Below are 21,318 nucleotides of genomic sequence, written 5' to 3' on the forward strand. Positions count from 1 at the left end.
ACGCCCGATAACACCCCCGTTATATTCTGCCATTGGAAAAGATCATGTCTGAAATACGCCAACTCTCCACCACCGACAGCGACTTTCAACAGCAGCTGGACCAGTTGTTGGCCTGGGAGTCGGTCTCGAACGGTGCGGTCAACAGCACCGTCAACGGGATCATCGACGACATCCGCGAACGCGGGGATCAGGCACTGCTGGAGTACACCAACCGCTTTGACGGCTGGAAGGCTGCAACCGCGGCGGACCTGGAGATTCCGCTGGCACGCTTGGAACAGGCCTGGAACACCATCCCCGAGGCCCAGCAGGCGGCGCTGCGGCATGCCGTTGAGCGGGTCCGGGTCTACCATGAAAAGCAGAAGGGCGAGTCCTGGAGCTACCGGGAGGCCGACGGCACCCTGCTGGGCCAGAAGGTGACGCCGCTGGAGCGGGTCGGGCTCTATGTGCCCGGCGGCAAGGCGGCCTATCCCTCGTCGGTGCTGATGAACGCCCTGCCGGCCAAGGTCGCCGGCGTGCGCGAGCTGATCATGGTGGTGCCGACGCCGGGCGGCGAACTCAATGAACTGGTGCTGGCGGCCGCCCACCTCTGTGGTGTCGACCGGGTGTTCGCCGTGGGCGGCGCCCAGGCGGTGGCGGCCCTGGCCTACGGCACCGGGTTGGTGCCGCCGGTGGACAAGGTGGTGGGGCCGGGCAATATCTACGTGGCCACCGCCAAGCGGGCGGTGTTCGGCCAGGTCGGTATCGACATGGTGGCCGGCCCGTCGGAGATCCTGGTGGTGTGTGACGGCCTCACCGATCCCGACTGGGTGGCGATGGACCTGTTCTCCCAGGCGGAACATGACGAGGATGCCCAGTCGATCCTGATCTCGCCGGATGCCGATTTCGTCGCCCGGGTAAAGCAGAGCATCGACCGGCTGTTGCCCACCATGGAGCGCGAGCCGATCATCGCCACTGCCCTCAAGGAGCGCGGCGCGCTGATCGTCTGCCGCGACATGGATGAGGCGTGCCGGGTGGCGAATCACATCGCCCCGGAGCACCTGGAGCTGTCGGTGGAGGACCCGCTGACCCTGGTGGAGCAGATCCAGCACGCCGGCGCGATCTTCATGGGGCGCTACACCTCCGAGCCGCTGGGTGACTACTGCGCCGGGCCGAACCATGTCCTGCCCACCTCGCGCACCGCGCGCTTCTCCTCACCCCTGGGGGTCTACGACTTCCAGAAGCGCTCCAGCCTGATCATGGTTTCGGATGCCGGGGCCGATACCCTGGGCCGGACCGCCTCGGTACTGGCCCGGGGCGAGGGGCTGACGGCCCACGCCCGCTCCGCCGAGTACCGACTCAAATAGCGTAGGGGCAACCCCCCGTGGCGTTTCCATGCTCTGCGTGGGAATGCCTACCCAATCGGGTTGGCACGCTTTTTGTGCCCACGCGGAAGGCTGTTTTTCGCCACCCGACCTACTGCTGCTGCGGATCGATGCGCGGCCGCTCGCTCACCTCGACCTGGATATCCAGCGGTTCGCCGTTGCGCCACCCTTTGATCCACACCTTTTCCCCGGGTGGCACGGCCGCGATCAGGTTGAGAATATCGTGGGCGCTGGTCAGCGGCTGGTCGTTGATGGTGGAGATCACATCCCCCGGTGCCAGTCCCGCGTGGTCGGCCGGACCGTCCTCCAGTACACCCGAAATCAGCACCCCGCTGCCCGCCTTGAGGCCGAATGACTCGGCCAGTTCCGGGGTGATGTCCTGGCCGGCGATGCCGAGCCAGCCGCGCACCACCCGGCCCTGCTTGAGGATCTGGTCCATCACCCCCTTGGCCAGCGCCACCGGGATGGCGAAGCCGATCCCCTGTGAGCCGCCGCTCTTGGAGAAGATGGCGGTATTGATGCCCACCAGCTGGCCGTGGGCATTGATCAGCGCGCCGCCGGAGTTGCCCGGGTTGATGGCGGCATCGGTCTGGATAAAGTTCTCGAAGGTGTTGATGCCGAGCTGATTGCGCCCGGTGGCACTGACGATGCCCATGGTGACGGTCTGGCCGACGCCGAACGGGTTGCCGATGGCCAGTACCACATCGCCCACCTGCAGCCCCTGGGAATCACCCACCGTGATGGTGGGGAGGTCGTCCGCGTCGGTCTTCAGCACCGCCAGGTCGGTGTCCGGGTCGACCCCCGCCACCTGGGCATCCAGGGTGCGGCCATTGGCGAGCACGACGCGGATCTGGTCGGCGTCCTCAATCACATGATTGTTGGTGAGGATATAGCCGTTGCTGCTGATGATCACTCCGGAGCCGAGGCTGGTCTGGAGTCTCTGGCGTGGCGGCGCCTGGAATCGATCGCCGAAGAAGCGCCGGAAAAACGGGTCGTCGAACAGCGGATTGCCGCGCTGCACCGTCACCTTGGCAGTGAAGATGTTAACCACCGCCGGGGTGGCCAGCTGCACCGCGCTGGCGTAGGAGACCGGCCCCTGGCTCTGGCCGGACGGCACCGCCGGTGCCGGGGTCGGCGTCAGCAACTCGGTCGGGGGCGGCGCGGTGAACAGGCTTACGGCAATATAGGCGGCCGCCATGCCGGCGAGGGCGGAGGTGGCGATATAGGTGAAGGCTCTTTTCATCATGCGGTCAGGATACACTGCGGCGGTTGCATATGGGATAGCTTATTATGTCCCAATACCGAGGGTTTGGGCGAGGTGGAGCGATGATTGATATTTTTGAACTGGAACGCTATTGCAATGACCTGTTGGCAGCCGATGGCTTTGAAGACTACTGTCCCAACGGGTTGCAGCTGGATGCCGGGCGGCGGGAGATCCGCCGGCTGGTGACCGGCGTCACCGCCAGCCAGGCGCTGATCGAGGCGGCCGGGCAGACCGGCGCCGACCTGCTGCTGGTTCACCACGGTTACTTCTGGCGCGGTGAGCCGGCGCCCCTGGTCGGCGTCAAGGGGCGGCGGGTGCGGTCCCTGATGCAGTCCGGCATCAGCCTGCTGGCCTACCACCTGCCGCTGGATGCCCATCCGCAGCTGGGCAACAACCGCGCCCTGGGCGACCGGCTGGGAGTCGCGCGAGCCCGACCCCTGGAACGGGGGCTGGTGTGGCAGGGCGAACTGGACGGCGAGTTACCGGCCGCCCTGGCGGAGCGCCTGACCGGCCTGCTGGGGCGGGCGCCGCTGCTGATCGCCGCCGACGCGCGGCCGATCCGGCGAATCGGCTGGTGCACGGGGGCGGCGCAGGGGGCGATCGTGGAGGCGGCTGCGGCGGGGCTCGACGCCTTCATCAGCGGCGAGGTGTCGGAATCCACCACCCACCTGGCCCGAGAGTTGGGTATTCACTATTTCGCCGCCGGCCATCACGCCACCGAGCGCTTCGGGGTGCAGGCCCTGGGGCGCCACCTGGCGGAAAAATTCGATCTGGATCACCAGTTTATCGATGTCGACAACCCTGCCTGACAGGCGGCTTTGATGTTGGCTCGCCCAGCCAATGACCCTGTTATCGACCAGGCCAATCTTGACCTTGGGCGGCGCATGTTAGAGAATGCGCCGTCTATTTTGGGGTAAATATCAGCATATACTGATTTTCCTGAGCCAATTCTGTTAAGATTCGGCCGGGATTTTCAGCGTCCGGCCTACTCCGGGAGTCATAAACTAATGAGTGTGGATCTAAAAAAGCGGCGGTTTCTAACTGCCGCAACCAGTGTGGTCGGTGCCGTGGGTGCCGGCTTTGTCGCAGTACCTTTTCTGAAGTCTTGGAATCCAAGTGAAAAGGCCAAGGCAGCGGGTGCGCCGGTTGAAGCCGACATCGGCAAGCTTGAGCCGGGCCAGATGATGCGCGTAAAATGGCGCGGCAAACCGGTCTGGGTGGTCCATCGCACGGAGAAGAACCTCAAGGATATGGAGGGCCTGGTTGAGGTCCTGCTGGACCCTGATTCAGAGCAGCCGCAACAACCGGCTTACTGCCAGAACCCCTATCGCTCGCGCAAGGAGAAGTATCTGGTGGCCGTGGGTATCTGCACCCACCTGGGCTGTTCGCCGACCTACCGTCCTGAGGTGGCGCCGCATGATCTGGGCGCGGAATGGGTGGGTGGCTTCTTCTGCCCCTGCCACGGTTCCCGTTTCGATCTGGCGGGTCGCGTCTATCAAGGCGTACCGGCCCCGACAAACCTTGTGATACCCCCCTACTACTACCTGACGGATACCCGGTTACTGGTGGGTGAAGACGGAGGAGCTGCCTGATGAGTTTAATGAACTGGATCGACGAGCGCTTCCCGGCCACCAAGGTGTGGAATGAGCACCTGGCGGAATACTACGCGCCGAAAAACTTCAACTTCTGGTATTTCTTCGGCTCACTGGCCATGCTGGTGCTGGTCAACCAGATCCTCACCGGTGTCTGGCTGGCCATGAGCTACAAGCCGGACGCCGTGCAGGCCTTCGGCTCGGTCGAATACATCATGCGCGATGTGGAGTGGGGCTGGCTGATCCGCTACCTGCACTCCACCGGGGCCTCAGCCTTCTTCATCGTCATCTACCTGCACATGTTCCGCGGCCTGATCTACGGCTCCTACCGGGCGCCGCGCGAGCTGTTGTGGATTATCGGCGTGGTGCTCTATGTGCTGATGATGGCCACCGCCTTCATGGGCTATCTGCTGCCCTGGGGCCAGATGTCCTACTGGGGCGCGCAGGTGATTATCAACCTGTTCTCGGCGGTGCCGGTGATTGGCCCGGAACTGGGTGTCTGGATCCGTGGTGACTACGTTATCTCCGATGCCACCCTGAATCGTTTCTTCGCCCTGCACTTCCTGCTGCCGTTCCTGCTCGCCGCCGTGGTGTTCATCCATATCGTGGCGCTGCACAAGGTGGGTTCCAACAACCCGGACGGTATCGAGATCAAGAAGAACAAGGACGAGAACGGCATCCCGAAGGACGGCATTCCGTTCCACCCCTACTACTCGGTCAAGGATACCGTCGGTGTGGCCGGGTTCCTGTTCCTGTTCGCGGCGGCGGTCTTCTTCGCCCCGGAGATGGGCGGCTATTTCCTGGAGCCCCCCAACTTTGATCCGGCCGACCCGCTGAAGACCCCCGTGCATATCGCCCCGGTCTGGTACTTCACGCCGTTCTACGCCATCCTGCGCGCGGTGCCCTCGATTGCCGGCTCCGCCTTCCCGGGCGTGGTGGCCATGGGCGCGGCCATCGTGGTGATGTTCTTCCTGCCCTGGCTGGACCGCAGTCCGGTTAAGTCGGTCCGCTATAAGGGGTCGATCGTAAAGGGCGCCATCGCCATCTTTGTGGTGGTGTTCATCCTGTTGGGATGGCTGGGAACGCAGCCGGCCACGCCTTTCCTGACCCTGCTGGCGCAGATCTCTACTGTGCTCTACTTCGCCTTCTTCCTGTTGATGCCGATCTACAGCAAGATGGATAAGACCAAGCCTGTTCCTGAGAGGGTGACCAAATGAAAAAGCTGCCAATGAACAAGCTGATAGCTGCATTTTTATTAGCCACGGCACCCCTGCTTGGTCTGGCGGCCGGTGGCGGTGCGCACCTGGATGACGCCGATATCGATGTCTCCGACCAGACATCGCTGCAGCGCGGCGCCAAGTACTTCGTCAACTACTGCCTGAGCTGCCACTCGGCCAAGTTCCAGCGCTACAACCGCCTGGCGCGCGACCTGGGCCTGACCGAGGACGAAGTGAAGGAAAACCTGATGTTCACCACCGACAAGATCGGCGAGACCATGAACATCGCCATGAGTCCGGCCAATGCCGAGGGCTGGTTCGGTACCGCGCCGCCCGATCTGAGCCTGATCGCCCGCGCCCGGGGTGTCGACTACATCTACACCTACCTGCGCGGTTTCTACGTGGATGAGGCGCGTCCCTTCGGCGTGAACAACGTGGTCTTCCCGGATGTCGGCATGCCGCATGTCCTGTGGGAACTGCAGGGCATGCAGAAGGCCGTGTTTGAAGAGGTGGATGGCCAACAGGTGGTCAAGGAGCTGGTGCCGGTCGAGGGTGCCGCCGGCCAGGGCAAGATGAGCACCGAGGAGTTCGACGGTGCCATGCGTGACCTGACCGCCTTCCTCAGCTACGTGGCCGAGCCGATCCAGCTGGAGCGCAAACGCATCGGCGTCTGGGTGCTGCTGTTCCTGGCGGTGTTCTTCGTGCTCTCCTACCTGTTGAAGAAAGAGTACTGGAAAGACGTCCACTGATCGTCGACATATCCGGTCACCCGGGGGCGTACAGTTTAATGTATACTGTACGCCCCCGTTGCTTTAGGGCAGCGGAATTTTTTATTGCCAGGAGTCTGCCGGGCTTGACCGATCGTAGCGAGGGAACGCTGGATTGAGACAGATTTTTCGATCTTTCGAGGCGGATAGTGGGCCTATTTAACGAGAAAGATCGGGAAATGTGGCCAATCCAGCTTTTCCGCAGTAGATCAGTGTTAAGTCCGGCAGACTCCTCGTCCCTGATACTATCCTGGAGTGGTTTGTATGGCCGTTGTTGCGAACAAGAGATCTGTGATGACCATGTACTCGGATCCGAGCAGCCCCTACAGTCATCGTGTGCGTCTGGTGTTGGCGGAGAAGAATATCACCGTCGAGATCAAGGATGTCGATCCGCTGAACATATCCGAAGACATCATGGACCTGAACCCCTACGGCAGCCTCCCCACGCTGGTGGATCGGGATCTGACCCTGTTCGAGTCGCGTATCATCATGGAGTATCTGGATGAGCGCTTCCCGCACCCGCCGCTGCTACCGGTGGATCCGGTCTCGCGCGCCAGTTCGCGACTCTACATGCACCGCGTGAGCAAGGACTGGTATACCCAGATGGAGGAGATCCTGGCCGGGGGCAAGGGTGCCGCCAAGGCGCGCAAGGAGCTGCGCGAGAGTCTGATCGCCGCCGCCCCCATCTTCACCCACAAACCCTATTTCATGAGCGACGACTTCTCCCTGGTGGACTGCTCGATCGCCCCGCTGCTGTGGCGTCTGCCGTTGCTCGGCATCGAACTGCCGCCCCAGGGCAAACCGGTACTGGATTACGCCGCCCGCCTGTTCGAGCGCGAATCGTTCCGGGAGAGTCTCTCCGAGGCCGAGCGGGAGATGCGGGACTGATCACCGCCTGTTGCCATGCTGACTTCCAACCGTCCCTATCTGATCCGCGCGCTCTATGAGTGGCTGGTGGATAACGATCTCACGCCTCACCTGCTGGTGGATGCGGAGAAACGGGATGTGATCGTGCCCCGGCAGTTTGTCGAGGAGGGGCGGATCGTGCTCAACGTGACACCCACCGCGGTGCGCGGCCTGGTGCTTGGCAATGACTACATCACCTTCAACGCCCGCTTTGGCGGCACGCCGATGGACGTGGTGGTGCCACCGGAGGCGGTGTTGGGGGTCTATGCCCGCGAGAACGGCCGCGGCATGCTGTTTCCGGACGAAACCCCGGGCGATGACGACGGCACCCCGCCGGATGACGATCCCAAGCCACCGCGTGACCGGCCGAGCCTGAAGGTGGTCAAGTAAGGGCTCTAAGGTCAGAGATCGGGTGGCTTGTGGCGAAACGGCACCACATTGTCCCCCTGGCTGGGCAGGCCCAGACTGAACTCCTCCAACTGGATGCCGAGCAGTATCAGATGGCCGTCGCGGCGGCCGACCCCCTCCTCGCTATAATCGAACTGATACAGCCGCCTGATGCGGATACCCCGATCGGTCCAGCGCAGCCCGATGCGCCTCAGGGCCACCGTCTGGTCGAGAAACTGCAGATTCCGCTGTTCACAGGCCGCCTGGCAGATCCCGGTGGCGAGCTCGCGGGCGCGGGCGCTGTCCAGCCAGAACCAGATCAGCAGGCCAAGCAGCAGCAGTGGGACAAGAGTGGTCATAGCGGCTATGTTACAGAATAAACGGGGTGGTGACCCCATGGATTGCAGCACATCCCATGAACTCTTTGGCATAGGGTGTAGGATGCAGTCCGGCCCACTTATGGGTAAGGGGTAGTGCCAGGGTGCTTGCCGGTGATGTAGGATGCTGGTGAGCTTGCGAACCGCATCATTGGCGGTAAGGCTTGATGCGGTTCGTGCCTCACCGGCATCCTACCCCGGTTATTCAACGCCCGCTTTGTGGTTTGTTGCCCGTTGGTGTGAGCCTGCGATTCCAATGGGTTTATCCGCGTTCATTTGCGTTTATTCCATCCTTTGGTCCGTAAACGGTGCATCCTTGCACCACTCCTCGCGGCTAACCTTTTTCCTGATGATGGCTGAGCTGGATAGGTAATCAGGAATCTATTTGACTCCGACACCTCGGAACAGGCGGAGAACGATTGAGATGAACCACATCAGCATCATACAGGACGATATCACCCGGCTGGCCGTGGATGCCATCGTCAACGCGGCCAATTCCAGTCTGCTGGGCGGCGGTGGGGTGGACGGGGCCATCCACCGGGCGGCGGGGCAGGAACTGCTGGCCCATTGCCGCAACCTGGGTGGCTGTCCGACCGGCGAGGCGCGCATCACCTCGGGCTTCGGGCTGCCGGCCGACTGGATCATCCACACCGTTGGGCCGGTCTGGCGCGGCGGCGACCGGGGTGAGCCGGAGCTGCTGCGCGCCTGCTACCGCAACAGCCTGGCGCTGGCCCGGGAGAAGGGGCTGCGGCGGGTCGCCTTTCCCGCCATCAGCACCGGTGTCTATGGCTATCCGAAACGGCAGGCGGCGGCGATCGCCCTGGAGGAGATGGCGGCGGCCGAGGGATTCGATGAGTTGATCGCCTGCTGCTGCAGCGAGGCGGATGCGCTACTCTATCGCTCGCTGGTCGATCGGGCATAGGGCCGGCGGGCATGGCCCGCCCTATGGGACAGGGACGCTCCGTGGCGCCGGCCCCAGGTGTGAGCCGTTACCGGACATAGGGCGCCCCGTGGGCGCCGCACCCTTGGTGCGAAGCGTCACAGGAACAGTCGGGGGATGTCCGTCCCCCATAACAGATAAAAAGAGTAATCAGCATGTATTTGGCAATCGCGGGAGTTGAAAATGGCCTGGCTGGATGAGTTTCCGCTACCCCTGGTCGTGCTCGCCTGCCTGCTGCTCGGGCTGGCCCCCTTTACCCCGGAGCCGCATCTCTGGGAGAAGCTGAAGATGCTGGCCGAGGGTCGCCTGGTGCGCCCCCTGGATATGTTCGACCTGCTGCTGCACGGTGCGCCCTTCGTGGTGTTGCTGTTGAAGCTGCGGCGCCTGCGTCAGGCCGCCTGACCGCGACAGCCGATACAACTCGCGCAATTCCATTCCAACTGATGGACTCGGTGGCTTGTCGCAAATTCGGCCGGGGCGGACCGCCTACAGGATGGACCACCGGCCGGGGAGAACCGCACCTGTAGGAGCGGCGCCCCGCCGCGATTTTGGCCGAGTTCCTATCCGCGTGGCCAATCGTCGGGCCGATCCCGCGCACCCCACGCCTATGCGTCGGTGAGCCGCTCCAGGCGCAACCGCTGGCGCTGGTCGAACAGCCGTCTTGAACCGATCCACACCGCGACGATGGCCCCCAGGCCGGTGCCCACCGCAATCAGCAGCAGGATCATGATCTGGTACTTGGCCGCCTCCAGCGGCGGGCTGCCGGAGAGGATCTGCCCGGTCATCATGCCGGGCAGGCTGACCACCCCGGCCGCCGCCATGGCGTTGATGATCGGGATCAGGCCGGAACGCAGGGCGTCGCGGCGGATCTCGCCGATCGCCCGGTCCCAGCTCTCACCCAGCATCAGCTGCGCCTCGATCACGCCGCGCTGCTGCCAGGCGTTCCGGGTCAGGTTGTCCAGGGCGATGGCCATGCCCGACATGGTGTTGCCCAGCAGCATGCCGAGCAGCGGGATCAGGTACTGCGGGGTGTACCAGGGATCGACCCGCACCACCAGGTGCACCGCCAGCAGGGTGATGCTGAAGGAGGAGATGAACATGGAGAGGGTGCCGATGCCGATGCCCCAGAGCCCTCGGAATCGGCGTTTCTGGCGCGCCATCACCTCGTAACCGGCCACCGTCAGCATGAACAGGGCCAGGGCCAGGATCGGCAGTGGTGCGCGCTGACTGAACAGGGTGTTGAGTACCAGGCCGAGCAGCAGCAGTTGCAGGATGCTGCGCAGGGCGGCGATCAGCAGTTGCCGTTCCACCCCCAGCCGCAGCCGCCACGAGAGGGCCGCCAGCGCCAGCACCAGCAGGGCCGGGATCGACAGGTCATAGGCACTGAGGTGGATCAGTTCCATCAAGCGCTCTCCGTCTCGATCCGCCGCTCGCGGATCACCAGGTGGCGTTGCCCCACCCGGCGGCGCTGCCGCGGATCATGGCTGACCCAGAGTACGGCGGCGCCGTGCTGTTGAGCATAATCACCCACCAGTGCCTCCACCCGGGCGCTGTTTTCCGGATCCAGATTGGCGGTCGGCTCGTCCAGCAGCAGCACCGCCGGCTGGCGATCCAGCAGTCGCGCCAGGGCAAGGCGCTGGCGCTCGCCGCTGGAGAGACGCACCACCTGCCACTCCAGGCAGGCCTCGCTCAACCCCAGCGCGGACAGCAGCTGGGTGGTCGAGCCGTTGAAGTGGTCGCCTACCCGCTCCTGCCACCAGTGGCTCTCCGCCGGCAGCAGGCCGACCCGCTGGCGCCACTCGGGCGGCGGCGTCTCGTCGACCAACTGGCGGTCGACCAGGGCCGCGCCGCCGTGGGGATCGAGATCGGCAATGGCGCGCAGCAGGCGGGTCTTGCCGCTGCCGGAGCTGCCGGTGAGGGTGACGCATTCGCCCGCCACAATGGTGAGATCGACCGGTTCCAGACCGGCGCCCTGAAACTGCCGCAGAATCAGCCGGCCCATCCCCGCTAGGCCTGCCGCCGGATGAAGATCAAGTCCCAGACGCCGTGGCCCAGCCGCTGGCCGCGCTGTTCGAACTTGGTCAGCGGGCGGTAATCGGGGCGGGGGGTGTATTGGCCCGGACCGGCACTGTTCTCAAACAGGGTGTCGGCCGCGGAGAGCACCGCCAGCATCTGCAGCGCATAATCCTCCCAATCGGTGGCGGCATGGAAAAAGCCGCCCGGGCGGATCACCCGCCCCAGTTCGGTGACGAAGGCCGGATTGAGGATGCGCCGCTTGTGGTGCCGTTTCTTGTGCCAGGGATCCGGAAAGAACAGGAACAGCCCCTGCAGCGCGGCACTCGGGATGCACTGTTTCAGCACCTCGATGGCGTCATGGCGGAGGATGCGCACATTCCGCAGGCCCCGCGCCTCGATCTGGATCAGCAGATGGCCCACCCCGGGGCCGTGCACCTCGATGCCGAGATAGTTTTGCTCCGGGTGCGCCTCGGCCATGGCGGCCAGGGATGCACCATTGCCGAAACCGATCTCCAGGAACACCGGGTGGTCATTGCCGAACAGCTGGTGAAAATCGATTGGCCGGCCGTCGTAGTCGATGCCGAAACGGGGCCAGAGGGTATCGAAGGCCCGTTGCTGGCCAACGGTAAGGCGGCCCTGGCGCAACACGAAGCTGCGGATCGGACGGAGCGGTTTTTCCTGTTCAGACATGATGCGGGTGTGGTCAATAAGCAATGGGCCGGGGTCGGCTTGGTTCCGCTCTCGCGGCCGTGGATTCCGACGTCACGCCGATCCCGGTACGACAACAAGCCGGTTTTCAGGCGGATTCTACACCAAACCGGCCGCACGGGTGATTGGATTCGCCGGGGCGGGGCGGGGCGGGCGGTGAAAACCGTGGCCGGGCGGTCGCGGTGCTTGCACCCAACCCCCGTCAGCGCATAGAATCTGCTGCGCACAGCGGGTGTAGTTCAATGGTAGAACGGCAGCTTCCCAAGCTGCATACGAGGGTTCGATTCCCTTCACCCGCTCCAATTTCCTCCTCCCGTTTCGGCATATTCCCGTTAGCCGCATAATCCCTTTAGCGGCATAATCAAGTCATGAAGCGACTCTACGAGTGCCGGGACCGGCTGCAGGCGCAGATGCTGCACGACGCCCTGGCGGCACACCACATTGAAACCGTTATCCTCGGCGACTACCTGAGCGGCGCGGCGGGCGAGCTGTCGGCGCTGCAGTTTCCGGCGCTCTGGGTGGTGGAGGAAGCGGATTACGCGTTGGCCCGGCAATTGATCGATCGCTATCTCAGCGAACCGGAAGCGGAGCGTTTACCCTGGCGCTGCAGCCGCTGCGGCGAGCTGATGGAGGCCGCCTTCGATCTCTGCTGGAACTGCTCCACACCGCGTGACCCGTAACGGCGATAAATCGGTGTCCCCTGTCTGTTAACCCCAACCGGCTACAAACTTATCCGCCAATTCAGGGCGGTTTCCCCGTATCGTAAATTCCCATGGGTGATGCCTTCGGTTAACGTGGCGCCGGCGGTGTCGGCTCGTCCCGCCGCCGGGATTCGGCTAGCATTTCCGTACTTCCCACGGGTGGCGCCAAGGCCGATTATGGTTCATGCTTAGGGGTGCTTTGACCCGCCGATCCAAACCGGCGAGCGGCAGGGTGGAAATAAGAAAACGACAATAACACGGAGTTTGTGATGGGTAAGTTATTCAAAATACTGGGTGGTCTGGTGTTGGTGCTTCTGCTGCTGATCGTGGCGGCAGTCATCATCCTGCCGATGGTGGTCGATCCCAATGACTACAAGGAGGAGATCGTCACCCAGGTCAAGGATCAGACCGGACGGGATCTGACCATAGCCGGCGACCTCAAACTCTCGGTCTTCCCCTGGCTGGGGATCGAGATCGGCGGGCTTGAGTTGAGCAACGCCCCGGGCTTTGGCGAACAGCCGTTTGCGGCGGTCAAGAGCGCGGCGATCCGGGTGAAACTGATGCCGCTGCTGAGTCGCCGGCTGGAAGTGGATACGGTGGGGCTGGACGGCTTGGCGTTGAATCTCGCCAAGTCGAAAGCGGGCGTCACCAACTGGGATGACCTGATCAAGGAGGGCGCCCCGGTTGAAGGCGCCCCGGCTGAGGGCAAACCCGAAGCGGCCCCGGGACGCGGGCTGGAAGGCTTTATGATCGGCGGCGTGGATATCAGCGATGCCCGCATCCGCTGGGACGACCAGAGTACCGGACAGCAGTATACGGTGGACCGGTTCTTCCTCAAGAGCGGCGCCATCCGCCCGGGTAGCCCGGTGAGCCTGGAACTGGGGGCACAGTTGCAGAGCCGGGAGCCGGAGCTGAATGCCGAGATCAAGCTGGAGGGTGAGGTCGCCCTGGACGAGGCGGCCAGGATGTTGCACATCAAGGGGCTCGAGCTGCAGGTGGATGCCACCAGTCCGCTGTTGCAGAAAGAGACCATGAGTGCCAGCCTGATGGCGGATGTCGGGGTGGCGCTGGATGGCCAGTTGCTCACGGTCGATGGTCTCTCCATCACCGCCGATGCACTGAAACTGACCGGCAGTCTGCAAGGCCGCAACCTGGCGGCCCAGCCGGCCTTCAGCGGCACCCTGAATCTGGCGGAGCTGAATCTGCGCGAATGGCTCGGCGGGCAGGGTATGGTCGTGCCCGAGACCGCCGATCCCCAGGTGTTGACCCGCTTTGGCGCCGCTATTGAACTGGCGTCCCAGGATGATGTGACCCGGCTGAACAAACTCGCCATTGTGCTGGACGATAGCAAGATCAACGGCAATGCCAGTCTGCAGGGCGGCGCGATCGGATTTGCTCTGGATGTGGACAGCATCGACCTGGACCGCTATCTGCCACCGGTACAGGAAGAGACCGCCGCGCCGGCAGCACCGGCCGCCGGCAGCGATGGCGGCGCGACCACGGCGGCGGCGAGCGGCGACGAGCCGTTGCTGCCCGTTGAGCAGTTGCGCGGGCTCAATCTCAACGGCACGCTCAAGATCGGCCAGATGATCATCCGCAAACTGACTGCCAAGGATATCCTGGTGACGGTCAAGGCCAGTCAGGGCAAGATCGATGTGCAGCAGAAGATCGGCGCATTCTATCAAGGTAGCCTGGACGGGCTGGTCAACCTGAACGTGGCCGGCAAGACCCCGGTTGTGCAGATTGCGGAACAGGCGACGAATATTCAGGCCGGTCCCCTGCTGCAGGACCTGATCGCCAAGGACAAGTTTGACGGCAAGGGCAGCTTCCAGACCAAGCTGAGCACCAGCGGCAACAGCATCAACGCCTTCAAGCGCGCACTCAACGGGAATCTCAGCTTTCGCTTCGAGAATGGCGCGGTCAAGGGGGTCAACCTGGCGCAGTTGCTGCGTGAGGGTCGAGCCCGGCTGAAGGGCGAGCAGCTGCCGGCCGACAGCGCGCCGCCGCAGACCGATTTTTCCGAGCTGGGCGGCACGGCGGTGATCAAGCAGGGGGTGCTGGATAACCAGGATCTGCTGGCCAAGTCGCCGTTTCTCCGCGTGACCGGCGCCGGTCAGGTCAACCTGGTAACGGAAACCCTCGACTACCTGGTCAAGCCGGTGATCGTCAGCACCGCGGCGGGACAGGGTGGCGCGGGGCTTGAAGAGCTGAAGGGGGTGCCGATCCCGGTCAAACTGACCGGACCCTACGCCTCGCCCGATTACACCATCGACTGGGCCCAGGTGGTGACCGCCTCGCAGAAGGCCAAGCTCGAAGAGAAGGAGGCCGAGGTGAAACAGCAGCTTGAGGAGAAGAAGCAGGAGACCAGGGAAAAACTGGAAAACAAGCTTAAAGACCGCCTAAAGGGGCTTTTTAACTGATTTTTAGGGCTGTAGTGTGACGTTCGCCGCTGAATTCGTTTGAGAACGGGTCAGCGATCCCCTATCATGTCGCCAGGGATACTGCTGGGTCAGCGCCTGGCGGGAACTGCGTGGTAAAAACAAGATAAATCTAGGAGATGACGATGACCAAGAGCACCCTTAAGAAGCTGGCCGCGATGGCGCTTACTCTGGGTTTGGTGACAGGCTGTGCCAGTACCGAACAGATGAAACAGATGCAGACGGATATCACCAAGGCTCAGGAAGATGCCGCGGCAGCACTTTCTGCCGCCCAAAGCGCCAGCCAGACAGCAGGTGATGCTGACCGTAAGGCGGATGCGGCGATGAATGCCGCCAATGCCGCGCAGGCCGCCGCCGATGAGTGTGCGGAAAAATGTGACCGCATCCTGCAGAAATCGATGGCAAAATAAATCTTGCCCGCACTGCTGAAAGGCCCGTTGGCGAAAGCCACCGGGCCTTTTTTGGCTATGTACCAGTTAGGTGTTGCATGAGAGACCGTGCTTTTGTCGGAGTGGCCGCTCCCGGCATCCTGCCTCCCGCGGCATTAGCGCTTCCTTGTGCGTCGCTTTGCCGCGAAAACCTTCGCGCCAGGGGCGCCCCTATCGGGGTGATTCACCAAGCTTGATCAACACCAACAACTAACTCGGACATAGCCCTTTTTTTGGCCCGCACCCAAGCGGACATCGGCCGCCCCGTGGGCGCCAGGCATCCCGGCAGCAAACTCGGAAAAGCTACTCGGCAGTGGAGAGCGACAACGCGTTCGGCAGCGGTGCCGTCGATTGATACGCCGGTGCCGGCGCCGCGGTGACCGGTACCGGGATACCGCGCTGCCCCAGGGCGGCCTGTTTCAGCGCCTCCCAGTCCGGTTTCGCTCCACTCGGGCCCAGGGCCGCGACAACGGCCCTCACCAGCGGCGTGAAATTGATCCCTTCCCGGGCCCGCTGCTCGCTCAGCGGTGGATGCGCCTCCACGTAGAGGCGGCCGTTCTCCCAGCCGGCCTTGTACGGCTCGTCGATGATGCGGACCGGGGTATTGGCCTCGACCTGTTCAAACAGGGCGGCGATATCCTCGGGGTAGAGGCGGATGCAGCCGTGGCTGACCCGCATCCCCACCCCGTAGGGCTTGTTGGTCCCGTGCAGCAGATAACCGGCCATGCTCAGGTAAATGGCGTGGCTGCCGAGAGGGTTGTCCGGTCCTGGTTTCACCACGGCCGGCAGTGGATCGCCATTCTCGGCATGCTCCCGGCGGATCGACTCCGGCGGGTACCAGCTCGGCCGGTACTGTTTGCGCGTGACCCGGGCCTGACCCGTCGGCGTGCTCCAGCCCTCGCGTCCGATCCCCAGCGGATAGGTGACCACCCGGTTCTCCCCCTTGGGAAAATAATAGAGCCGCAACTCGGCCAGGTTGATCACGATCCCTTCACGCGGGCCGGGCGGCAGGATGAAGCGGCCGGGCAGGGTCACGGTAGTGCCCTCGCCGGGGAGCCAGGGGTCCACCTGCGGATTGCTCTCGGCCATCTCCATATAGCCGAGGCCGTTGGCCCGGGCGATGTCGGAAAAGGTGTCCTCGTAGCGGGTCTGGATCTGGCGGACTTCGCCGACGATGTCGTTGCCCGCTTCAGGCAGGGGAAAGCTCAGGGCGTGGCCGATGCCGGGCAGAAGGGCGAACAGGGTGCAGACAAATCCGGACAGAAGTGATTTCACGGTCATCCATCGGGTTGTTAAACAGGGCGTTATTGTGACATAAAGCGTCCGGGCCGTCTGCGAAGCGGTTGGCGTGGTCGAGAACCGGAGTGGTTTCATGGAGCAGGACCCAACACAATTTTCCGAACTGATCGTCGCCTGGTACGAGCGTCACGGGCGCACGGACCTGCCGTGGCAACGCAACCCGACCCCCTACCGGGTCTGGGTCTCCGAGATCATGCTGCAGCAGACCCAGGTGACCACCGTCATTCCCTACTATGCACGCTTCATGCAGCGTTTCCCCAGGCTACGACAACTGGCCGAGGCGGAGCTGGACGAGGTGTTGCACCTCTGGTCCGGTCTCGGCTACTACGCCCGGGCGCGCAACCTGCACCGCGCGGCACGGATCGTCCTGGATGAGCGGAACGGCCGGTTCCCCGCCACCCTGGAGTCACTCATGGCGCTGCCGGGGATCGGCCGCTCCACCGCGGGCGCCATCCTGTCACTGGCGCTGGAGCAGCCCCTGCCGATCCTGGACGGCAATGTGAAACGGGTCCTGGCGCGCTGTTTTGCAGTGCCCGGCTGGCCCGGCAAGGCGGACGTTCTGAAACGGCTCTGGGCCCTGTCCGAGCGGCTCACCCCGCCAACCCGGACCCGCGCCTACAACCAGGCGATGATGGATCTGGGGGCCACCCTCTGCCGGCGCGCCAATCCGCTGTGCGACGCCTGTCCCCTGGGGCGGCAATGCCGGGCGCGCGCCGAGGGCGAACCCGGCGCCTACCCGCAGGCCAAGCCGCGTGCCCAACTGCCCAGCCGTAAAGTCGTGATGCTGCTGATCCATAATGGCCGCGGCCGGCTGCTACTGGAGGCGCGTCCGCAAAGCGGCATCTGGGGTGGTCTCTGGGGGTTGCCGGAATATACCGACCGGGCGGCGGCGGAGGCCGGGCTGGCCGCCCGCTTCGGCGAGGCGTGTCAGGCGGTCGACTGGTGGCCGCAACGGCGCCACACCTTCAGCCATTTCCACCTGCTGATCACCCCGCTGGTGGTTCGGATCAGCGGGCAGCCGGAATGCGTCATGGATGGCGGCGGTAGAGTTTGGTATAACACCAATAAACCCGACCAGCGCGGCCTGGCCGCACCGGTTTCGCAATTGATTGAAGAACTAAAACAGCATTTAGAGGAGAGGGTCGATGAGCCGTATGGTGGAATGCGTTAAATTGAACAAGATGGCCGAAGGCCTGGAACGACCGCCCTACCCGGGCGAGTTGGGGCAGCGGGTGTTCGAGAGTATCTCCAAGGAGGCGTGGCAGCTGTGGCAGCAGCAACAGACCATCCTGATCAACGAGAACCGGCTCTCCCTGGCCGACCCCAAGTCCCGCGTGTTCCTCGAAGAGCAGATGGTCAAGTTCCTGTTCGAAGATGGCGGCACCCAGGTCAAATTCACCCCCTGAGCCGGCGGTCGCCTGGCAGACCCCGTCGTCCTCCAGAGCAACAGGGGGGCGAAAAAGTCTGCCGTCGGCGGCTTAATACAATTCCCACTTGACTCAGACGGCGGGTATCGGTTTAATACGCCCTCGCCAAGGCTAGGTAGCTCAGTTGGTAGAGCAGCGGATTGAAAATCCGCGTGTCGGCAGTTCGATTCTGTCCCTGGCCACCATCCACAAAAAACGGCCCGCATTCATGCGGGCCGTTTTGCATTTTAGCTTCCGGTAACACCACGACGGGTCGAAGACAAAAGGCACACGTTGTGCTACCTTTTTGGTATGAAAACCTTCGCATGGAATTCAGAGAAAAATGATCTTCTCAAAGCGGAACGAGGTATATCTTTCGAGGAAATCGTTCTTAATATCCAGCTGGGAAATGAGGTCGATATCTTCGAACACCCGAATCAAGGGCGATATCCCGGGCAAAAAGTCTCGGTTGTGCTGGTGTCGAGGGTTACGCCTACCTCGTCCCATTCGTTGAAAGCGAGGAGGAGATCTTTCTGAAGACCATCATCCCAAGCCGAAAGGCCACGAAGCAATATGTGGGTGGTTTAAATGAGTAAACTGAAATTGGAAGAGAAAGAGATCCTGGAAGCATTCGAGGCGGGTAGGCTCAAGCGCGTCAAAAACGCCGATAAGGAGATTGAGGAGCATCGGATCGTTGCGGAAGAGACTTTCAAAAAGGATGCACGGATAAATATCCGGCTGTCGTCGCGGGACCTCCGGGCGCTTCAGGCGCGTGCGCTGAAAGAGGGAATCCCCTATCAAACTCTGGTCTCAAGCGTGCTGCACAAGTTTGTCGATGGGCAACTCATCGATAAATTGGCTAATAAATAGCTCCTCCGGGATTACTCCAGCCGGTCCAGCGGACTTGTTACACCACCCCCACCTTTTGCCAGCACATGGGTATAGATCATCGTCGTGGTCACATCGGTATGCCCCAGCAGCTCCTGAACCGTCCGAATATCCGAGCCTGATTCCAGCAAATGGGTTGCAAAGGAGTGGCGCAGGGTGTGGCTGGTAACCCGTTTGGTGAGACCCACATCCACGGCGGTTTTGCGTACCGCCCGCTGGATCACCGATTGATGGATATGGTGTCGGCGCAATACGCCTGAACGCGGATCAGTGCCAATGCGCGTGGCTGGAAACAGATACTGCCATCGGAGTTCCTTGGCGGCATTGGGATATTTACGTTCCAGTGCCTCCGGCAGATACACGGACCCAAAGCCAGCCTTGAGATCCCCGGCATGCTGGTCGGTTACCCAGGCAATCTGCCGTTGCAGTTTATCAGACAGGGCATCGGGCATCGGCACCACCCGGTCCTTCTTGCCCTTGCCGGCGCGAACGGTGATCTGGCGGTAGTCAAAGTCGAGATCCAGTATGCGTAATCTGGCGCACTCCATCACGCGCATTCCGGTGCCATACATCAACCGCACCATCAAACCTGTCATTCCCTGCATCTGGCCAAGAATCCGCGCCACCTCCCGTCGGCTCAGCACGGTGGGTATCCGTTTATAGGGTTTGGGCCGTTTGAATGCGCCGATGTCGCCCAGCGGCTTTTCCAGGGTACGGGCAAAGAAAAAGACCAGCGCGTTCAGTGCCTGGGCCTGGGTTGCGCCGGATACCTTGCGTTGAACGGCCAAATGCTCTAAAAAGGAAGACACTTCTGGCTCGGCGCAATCTTTAGGGAGCGAGCTTCCATGAAATCGAAGGAAACGGTTTATCCAGCCCAGGTAACTCTGCTCGGTATTGATGGCCAGGCCGGCTACGCGAATCGCCGCGATAAACCGGGCATACACCTCAGGAAAGGCATTGCCCAGCAGATTGCCGGGCTTATCGGCACCCGCATTGGCCGTCTCATAACTGCGTGCAACCGTCGGGTGGCTGTCGCCCAGTGGCTGCCCACCTTCCGACCAGTGGTCCCAGTCAAACTCACTCGCCCAATCCGGTTTCAGAATGTGCCTGAACAGCAGCCGCAAGGCATCCACTTTTTGCCGCAACTGCCAGGCAGAGAGTTGGGGGTTCTGCCCCTGCCTGGTAAACCAGCGTTCGATCGCCTCCGGGGTTTGGGCGTGAAGCCTTACGCCGGGATGCGCATCAATGAATCCCTGGACATGTTTCCGGTACCAGGGGCGGGATCGCTCAGGGATATGAAACAGCTTGAGAACATCAATATACCGTTTCCAAAACTGTTCGATTTTGGGATCAGTGGGTTGAGTGCCCGAATCAATAGACATAGTAGCGGCTCCTTGCTGTATGAATCTCCAATGGAGAACAAATATAGAACAATAAGTCGCTTTTTACAAATAATGCGCGAGCAACATTTCTCAAGAAATGCGCGAGACGCATAATCAGCTGTTCTATGCAAATAGACAAATAAATCAACAACTTACAGCATTTATTCGAGCGCTGCTCCGGAAAATAAAAAGCAGCACAAAAAAGGAATAATCTGACGAAAGCCGCTGAAAAGGGAGACAGGGAGTGATAAATAAAAATGTTACCGTGAAGCCGTGTGCTCACGCAGTAAACGAGTTTACCGGATGAGCACACGGCTTCACGGCAAGGAATCCCTCCCTATCAGGTGCCAACGGCCCAACAGCCGAGCCCACATCCCGTCCTCCCGTCGATGGCGTCTCCCCACATACACGGCGTGCGAAGGGGAAGCGAGTCGGATGTATGAAAGGCCCAGCATAGAACCACCCGTTGAGATGGACCGATTGCTCCACTGCGTTCCGCAACGGCCACTCAACATTAATCGTTAAAGCAGAAATGGATAGTAAGGTGAAAACATTTGTTGCTGGTTTGGAGAAGAGGTCTATTCAAAAAACGGTCGTGGCATTCAAGGCCGTGCAGAGATGGAGTCATAGGATAGATCGTGCCGCCATGAATGGAATCGCCTTTTTGATACCGTTTAGAGTTTATATCGGGTTCCGGTCCACACCGGTGCGGGTCCAAAGCATCGCAGGGAGCATTTGTGAAAATTGAGCGCAGTAATATGGGTCCGTTGTTGTTTGTAGGGCGGAGCTTTAACCAGTTGCACCAGCCGATTCGCCACCGCTGCGCGGCGGCTCCCGGCTGTGCAAAGCGTTAGGCGCAGAAAAAACAGGACTTGAAAAAAATGGAAAAAAAGGAAGCAGCACCGGAACCGAGTAAGTGGCCGTATGAAACGGTCGAAATGATTACAGGAAAATACAAAAAACGAATTCAATCATCCATATTTTACTGGAGCTCTTTAATCAGTTTCTCAGTGGGAGTTTATCTCATAGTAAACGACAAAATGATTGGCGCGTTTTTTGCGATTACTTTGGCTCCGTTTCTATTGCTATATCCACTTGTTCGTTTTCTTTTTGGCGGAAAAGACAGTGTTGGCGTGGTTGTAGCGACTGCTATCGCTGAAGAAGTTATCAAACATAAAGTGTTCAAGGCTATAGATGAAAGCTCTAAGAGAAAAAGGTAGTTCGGCCAACTCGGTAAGTTC

Annotated in this window: 24 protein-coding genes and 2 tRNA genes; 19 read left to right on the forward strand and 7 right to left on the reverse strand. The window is 61.7% G+C overall.

Annotated features, from left to right (window positions below; genetic code table 11):
- Positions 1 to 44: 44 nt before the first annotated feature.
- Positions 45 to 1,343, forward strand: coding sequence for a histidinol dehydrogenase (gene hisD, locus NPX02_RS13010; protein ID WP_260294102.1), 1,299 nt, complete (start codon positions 45 to 47; stop codon positions 1,341 to 1,343).
- A gap of 109 nt (positions 1,344 to 1,452) precedes the next feature.
- Here the strand turns inward: hisD and NPX02_RS13015 are convergent, their stop codons facing one another.
- Positions 1,453 to 2,604: a S1C family serine protease gene (locus NPX02_RS13015; RefSeq protein WP_335342563.1), complete on the reverse strand. Its 1,152-nt coding sequence runs from the start codon at positions 2,602 to 2,604 to the stop codon at positions 1,453 to 1,455.
- Between the two features lie 83 nt (positions 2,605 to 2,687).
- On the opposite strand from NPX02_RS13015, the gene NPX02_RS13020 reads away from it, so the two are divergent.
- The 6 genes from NPX02_RS13020 (at position 2,688) to NPX02_RS13045 (ending at position 7,497) form a co-directional block, all read left to right on the forward strand.
- A complete protein-coding gene (locus NPX02_RS13020; protein WP_260294106.1) occupies positions 2,688 to 3,434 on the forward strand; it encodes a Nif3-like dinuclear metal center hexameric protein in 747 nt (248 codons plus the stop codon).
- A gap of 198 nt (positions 3,435 to 3,632) precedes the next feature.
- Complete coding sequence (gene petA, locus NPX02_RS13025; RefSeq protein ID WP_260294107.1) at positions 3,633 to 4,217, forward strand: ubiquinol-cytochrome c reductase iron-sulfur subunit; 585 nt, start codon at positions 3,633 to 3,635, stop codon at positions 4,215 to 4,217.
- Positions 4,217 to 5,434: a cytochrome b gene (locus NPX02_RS13030; RefSeq protein ID WP_260294108.1), complete on the forward strand. Its 1,218-nt coding sequence runs from the start codon at positions 4,217 to 4,219 to the stop codon at positions 5,432 to 5,434. The genes petA and NPX02_RS13030 overlap by 1 nt, the downstream gene beginning before the upstream one ends.
- Before the next feature lie 11 nt (positions 5,435 to 5,445).
- Positions 5,446 to 6,183 carry a cytochrome c1 gene (locus NPX02_RS13035; protein ID WP_260294136.1) on the forward strand — a complete coding sequence of 246 codons (738 nt, stop codon included), beginning with the start codon at positions 5,446 to 5,448 and terminating at the stop codon, positions 6,181 to 6,183.
- A 282-nt stretch (positions 6,184 to 6,465) separates the two neighbouring features.
- Complete coding sequence (sspA, locus tag NPX02_RS13040) at positions 6,466 to 7,089, forward strand: stringent starvation protein SspA (RefSeq protein WP_260294109.1); 624 nt, start codon at positions 6,466 to 6,468, stop codon at positions 7,087 to 7,089.
- 18 nt (positions 7,090 to 7,107) lie between these two features.
- Positions 7,108 to 7,497: a ClpXP protease specificity-enhancing factor gene (locus tag NPX02_RS13045; protein ID WP_260294137.1), complete on the forward strand. Its 390-nt coding sequence runs from the start codon at positions 7,108 to 7,110 to the stop codon at positions 7,495 to 7,497.
- A gap of 11 nt (positions 7,498 to 7,508) precedes the next feature.
- Here NPX02_RS13045 and NPX02_RS13050 read toward each other — a convergent pair whose 3' ends face one another.
- Entirely contained in the window at positions 7,509 to 7,853 is a 345-nt protein-coding gene (locus NPX02_RS13050) for a DUF3301 domain-containing protein (RefSeq protein ID WP_260294111.1), read from the reverse strand.
- A gap of 442 nt (positions 7,854 to 8,295) precedes the next feature.
- On the opposite strand from NPX02_RS13050, the gene NPX02_RS13055 reads away from it, so the two are divergent.
- Together NPX02_RS13055 and NPX02_RS13060 are read left to right on the forward strand one after the other, a co-directional pair.
- On the forward strand, positions 8,296 to 8,793 hold the full coding sequence (locus NPX02_RS13055; protein WP_260294112.1) for an O-acetyl-ADP-ribose deacetylase: 498 nt from the start codon (positions 8,296 to 8,298) through the stop codon (positions 8,791 to 8,793).
- 201 nt (positions 8,794 to 8,994) lie between these two features.
- On the forward strand, positions 8,995 to 9,213 hold the full coding sequence (locus NPX02_RS13060) for an RND transporter (RefSeq protein WP_260294113.1): 219 nt from the start codon (positions 8,995 to 8,997) through the stop codon (positions 9,211 to 9,213).
- Between the two features lie 203 nt (positions 9,214 to 9,416).
- Here the strand turns inward: NPX02_RS13060 and NPX02_RS13065 are convergent, their stop codons facing one another.
- From NPX02_RS13065 to trmB, 3 genes are read right to left on the reverse strand one after another with little or no spacing between them, the layout of a single operon-like run.
- Positions 9,417 to 10,214 carry an ABC transporter permease gene (locus NPX02_RS13065; protein ID WP_260294115.1) on the reverse strand — a complete coding sequence of 266 codons (798 nt, stop codon included), beginning with the start codon at positions 10,212 to 10,214 and terminating at the stop codon, positions 9,417 to 9,419.
- Positions 10,214 to 10,813 carry an ABC transporter ATP-binding protein gene (locus tag NPX02_RS13070; RefSeq protein WP_260294117.1) on the reverse strand — a complete coding sequence of 200 codons (600 nt, stop codon included), beginning with the start codon at positions 10,811 to 10,813 and terminating at the stop codon, positions 10,214 to 10,216. Before NPX02_RS13070 ends, NPX02_RS13065 begins: the two co-directional genes overlap by 1 nt.
- 5 nt (positions 10,814 to 10,818) lie before the next feature.
- Positions 10,819 to 11,517 (reverse strand): tRNA (guanosine(46)-N7)-methyltransferase TrmB, encoded by a 699-nt coding sequence (gene trmB / locus NPX02_RS13075; RefSeq protein ID WP_260294118.1) that lies wholly within the window; start codon positions 11,515 to 11,517, stop codon positions 10,819 to 10,821.
- A gap of 246 nt (positions 11,518 to 11,763) precedes the next feature.
- Between trmB and NPX02_RS13080 the strand changes: the two genes are divergently transcribed.
- From NPX02_RS13080 to NPX02_RS13095, 4 genes are all read left to right on the forward strand, one after another.
- A tRNA-Gly gene (locus NPX02_RS13080) sits at positions 11,764 to 11,837 on the forward strand.
- 66 nt (positions 11,838 to 11,903) lie between these two features.
- A complete protein-coding gene (locus tag NPX02_RS13085; RefSeq protein ID WP_260294119.1) occupies positions 11,904 to 12,215 on the forward strand; it encodes a putative signal transducing protein in 312 nt (103 codons plus the stop codon).
- Positions 12,216 to 12,505: 290 nt separating this feature from the next.
- Positions 12,506 to 14,656, forward strand: a complete 2,151-nt coding sequence (locus tag NPX02_RS13090) for an AsmA family protein (protein ID WP_260294120.1) — start codon at positions 12,506 to 12,508, stop codon at positions 14,654 to 14,656.
- 143 nt (positions 14,657 to 14,799) lie between these two features.
- On the forward strand, positions 14,800 to 15,084 hold the full coding sequence (locus NPX02_RS13095) for an Lpp/OprI family alanine-zipper lipoprotein (protein ID WP_260294121.1): 285 nt from the start codon (positions 14,800 to 14,802) through the stop codon (positions 15,082 to 15,084).
- Positions 15,085 to 15,405: 321 nt separating this feature from the next.
- Here NPX02_RS13095 and NPX02_RS13100 read toward each other — a convergent pair whose 3' ends face one another.
- Positions 15,406 to 16,377, reverse strand: coding sequence for a L,D-transpeptidase family protein (locus tag NPX02_RS13100; RefSeq protein ID WP_260294122.1), 972 nt, complete (start codon positions 16,375 to 16,377; stop codon positions 15,406 to 15,408).
- A 97-nt stretch (positions 16,378 to 16,474) separates the two neighbouring features.
- On the opposite strand from NPX02_RS13100, the gene mutY reads away from it, so the two are divergent.
- The 4 genes from mutY to NPX02_RS13125 all read left to right on the forward strand — a co-directional run bounded on the left by mutY (position 16,475) and on the right by NPX02_RS13125 (position 18,677).
- A complete protein-coding gene (mutY, locus tag NPX02_RS13105) occupies positions 16,475 to 17,572 on the forward strand; it encodes an A/G-specific adenine glycosylase (protein ID WP_260294124.1) in 1,098 nt (365 codons plus the stop codon).
- Entirely contained in the window at positions 17,547 to 17,807 is a 261-nt protein-coding gene (locus tag NPX02_RS13110; protein ID WP_260294127.1) for an oxidative damage protection protein, read from the forward strand. The genes mutY and NPX02_RS13110 overlap by 26 nt, the downstream gene beginning before the upstream one ends.
- A 130-nt stretch (positions 17,808 to 17,937) precedes the next feature.
- Positions 17,938 to 18,013: transfer RNA gene (locus NPX02_RS13115), tRNA-Phe, on the forward strand.
- A 382-nt stretch (positions 18,014 to 18,395) separates the two neighbouring features.
- Positions 18,396 to 18,677: an antitoxin gene (locus NPX02_RS13125; protein WP_260294130.1), complete on the forward strand. Its 282-nt coding sequence runs from the start codon at positions 18,396 to 18,398 to the stop codon at positions 18,675 to 18,677.
- A gap of 11 nt (positions 18,678 to 18,688) precedes the next feature.
- Here the strand turns inward: NPX02_RS13125 and NPX02_RS13130 are convergent, their stop codons facing one another.
- Positions 18,689 to 19,828, reverse strand: a complete 1,140-nt coding sequence (locus NPX02_RS13130; protein WP_260294139.1) for an integron integrase — start codon at positions 19,826 to 19,828, stop codon at positions 18,689 to 18,691.
- Between NPX02_RS13130 and NPX02_RS13135 the strand changes: the two genes are divergently transcribed.
- A complete protein-coding gene (locus tag NPX02_RS13135; protein WP_260294141.1) occupies positions 19,799 to 20,191 on the forward strand; it encodes a hypothetical protein in 393 nt (130 codons plus the stop codon). The genes NPX02_RS13130 and NPX02_RS13135 overlap by 30 nt on opposite strands.
- 767 nt (positions 20,192 to 20,958) lie before the next feature.
- Positions 20,959 to 21,297: a hypothetical protein gene (locus tag NPX02_RS13140; protein ID WP_260294131.1), complete on the forward strand. Its 339-nt coding sequence runs from the start codon at positions 20,959 to 20,961 to the stop codon at positions 21,295 to 21,297.
- The last annotated feature ends 21 nt before the right edge of the window (positions 21,298 to 21,318 follow it).

This window comes from Sedimenticola hydrogenitrophicus, assembly GCF_025175675.1.
Lineage (GTDB): Bacteria > Pseudomonadota > Gammaproteobacteria > Chromatiales > Chromatiaceae > Sedimenticola > Sedimenticola hydrogenitrophicus.